The organism is Sandarakinorhabdus rubra, from assembly GCF_010994245.1.
Classification (GTDB): Bacteria; Pseudomonadota; Alphaproteobacteria; order Sphingomonadales; family Sphingomonadaceae; genus Sandarakinorhabdus; species Sandarakinorhabdus rubra.
This window is the reverse complement of the sequence record NZ_WMHO01000383.1, coordinates 1-1118: the sequence shown is the minus strand read 5'-3', so window position 1 is coordinate 1118 and position 1118 is coordinate 1. Positions and strand designations below refer to the sequence as shown.

General features: G+C 73.7%; 1 protein-coding gene and 1 pseudogene. One reads left to right on the top strand and one right to left on the bottom strand.

All coding sequences use genetic code 11. The features are described from left to right. A pseudogene (locus GJV64_RS14695) lies at positions 1-305 on the top strand (DEAD/DEAH box helicase); the annotation flags it as partial. Between the two features lie 22 nt (positions 306-327). Here GJV64_RS14695 and GJV64_RS14690 read toward each other — a convergent pair. After that, the coding region (locus GJV64_RS14690; RefSeq protein ID WP_205599662.1) for a nitroreductase family protein at positions 328-1118 on the bottom strand (791 nt) is incomplete at its 5' end.

Below are 1118 nucleotides of genomic sequence, written 5' to 3'. Positions count from 1 at the left end.
GCCCCAAGAACGACGACCGTCCGGAACGGAGCGATCGGCGCCGTCGCAGCCGCGATGCCGCCCCGGCCCAGCCGGCCCGCGCAGCCGAATCGCGCCCAGCCGAGACGGCGCCGGCAGAACCGGCCGCGCGCCGCGCGCCCCGCGCTGCCAAGGCCCGCCCGCCGGCCGCTCGCGACCCGCTGGCCAGTTACCGCGTCACCGCGCCCGAAAAGCCGGACCGCCACCGGAATGATGACGGCGAGGTCTTTACCGGCTTCGGCCCGGAAGGCGTGCCGGAATTTCTGAGCCGGCCGATCCGGGCCTGACAGGCGCCGCTGGCCCCTGCGCCTAGAAGGCGCCGCCGGCAGCCCGCCACTGTTCCACTTCGAAGGCCAGCCGCGCCGGCTTGCCCAAAACTGCGCTCACCGGCCGCCTGAGTGCGGCCCCGGCCACGGTATCGGCCGTGCCGAGGCGGAACACGAAGCTGGGGCGCCACAGCGGATCATCGAGCAGCGCGTCAGCCGCGCGGGCAAAGCGGGGGTGCGCACGCAGCTGGGCCTCGCGGTCGATCATTTCGGGTAGCTGGTTGAGCGGCTGGGCCACCAGCCCGGCGGCGGTGGCATTCAGATGCAGGCGCTGCCAGGCGCTGCCGACCAGCAACGCGGCGCGCCGCTCGTGCGGTGTGGGCGTGAGGATCATTCCAAACATGGAGGCGGTGGGCAGGTGGGTATCGCGCGTCGCGGCCAGCCAGTATTTGCCCTCGCTCGCCGCGTCCTGCCCGGGCAGCAGCGCACCGACCGTGGCCAGCAATGGCGAGACGCCCGATGTGGCCAGCGTCAGCCCGTCCATGTGGGTCACGGCCTCGCGGCGCTCGTGGCGGAACCAGCGATGGCTGTCGGCCATCATCGCGACGTCGGACGTGATGGCCACGGTGGCATCATCGGTGAGAGCGGCCAGCCGTTGGCCACGCGGGCTGGCGGCCGGGAACAGCGCCACGCGCACATCCGGAAAAGCCGGGAAGGTGAGCACCGCGCGCACCCGATCCTCCGCAATGGCGCCGCCGCGCCAGGCGCCGCGATGGGTGTGGCGGCGGCCGATGAAGGGCAGCAGCGGGTGCGGCGCCGGGCCGGAACCGTCCG